The sequence below is a fragment of the Caulobacter sp. CCH9-E1 genome (assembly GCF_001556515.1).
In the GTDB taxonomy this organism is placed as follows: domain Bacteria; phylum Pseudomonadota; class Alphaproteobacteria; order Caulobacterales; family Caulobacteraceae; genus Caulobacter.
This window is the reverse complement of the sequence record NZ_LSJA01000275.1, coordinates 1-869: the sequence shown is the minus strand read 5'-3', so window position 1 is coordinate 869 and position 869 is coordinate 1. Positions and strand designations below refer to the sequence as shown.

Here is an 869-nt window from a genome sequence, read left to right as displayed (position 1 = left end):
CTTTGGCGCACCTGGGTCAGGCGCTCGGCCACCTGCTGGCGGGCGAAGTAGATGTCGGTCTTTTCCTTGAAGACGATGGTGACCTGGGAAAAGCCGTTGCGTGAGATCGAGCGGGTCGACTCCAGACCGGGGATGCCGGCCATGGCCGTCTCCACCGGGAAGGTGACGAGCTTTTCCACCTCGGCCGGGGCCAGGGTCCCCGAGACGGTGTTGATCTGCACCTGCTTGTTGGTGATGTCGGGCACTGCGTCGATCGGCAGGCGCACGAGGTTGTAGACGCCCAGGGCCGCGACCAGCGTGACCAGGGCGATGACGGCCCACCGGAAGCGGACCGAAAGGTCGAGGATACGGCCGATCATCGGGCCACCTCGCCGGTTTCCATGGCGTGTGGTTTGGCGGCGTAGCGGACCTGCAGCCTGGTCACCGACGCCCGCTGCACCAGCGGCAAGGTCGCCTCGTAGCGAGCCGGTTCGCGATCCATGCGCTGGGGACTGAGCGCGGCCAGGCGTGTGGGCACGGTGATGGCCCAGTGACCGTCAGGATCGTAGGCGCTGATGTCGAGGTGAGCGGTGACAGGTGGCAGGCTTGCACCAGACGCGCGCCGGATCAGGCCAAAGACACGCAGACCGCTTGCGGTGTCGCGCGCCGAGGCAGTGATGATCTCGACCTCCCGACCGCCGAGGCGGTCGATGGTCACGCTATCCTTGGCCACGGCGGCCGAGGCGGTGAAGCTCGCGGCCAGGGCGGCCACGGCGAGGATGACCTTAGTCCTCATGGCTCGCCTCCCCCTTGCCGAGTTCGGCCTTGAGCAGGAAGGCGCCTTTGCCGGCGATCTGCTCGCCGGCGCGCACGCCCGAGAGGATCTCGAC

At 67.7% G+C, this 869-nt stretch carries 3 protein-coding genes; all 3 read right to left on the bottom strand.

Annotation, left to right across the window (positions count from 1 at the left end; translation table 11 throughout):
• On the bottom strand, nt 1–359 hold a 359-nt coding region (locus AX690_RS15405; RefSeq protein WP_197426878.1), incomplete at its 3' end, for an efflux RND transporter permease subunit.
• The gene (locus tag AX690_RS15400) at nt 356–775 is read right to left on the bottom strand and encodes a hypothetical protein (RefSeq protein WP_062099738.1); all 420 of its coding nucleotides are present in this window, start codon (nt 773–775) and stop codon (nt 356–358) included. The genes AX690_RS15405 and AX690_RS15400, both read right to left, overlap by 4 nt.
• Nucleotides 765–869: hypothetical protein (locus tag AX690_RS23735; RefSeq protein ID WP_231732216.1), on the bottom strand; the 105-nt coding region annotated here is incomplete at its 5' end. The genes AX690_RS23735 and AX690_RS15400, both read right to left, overlap by 11 nt.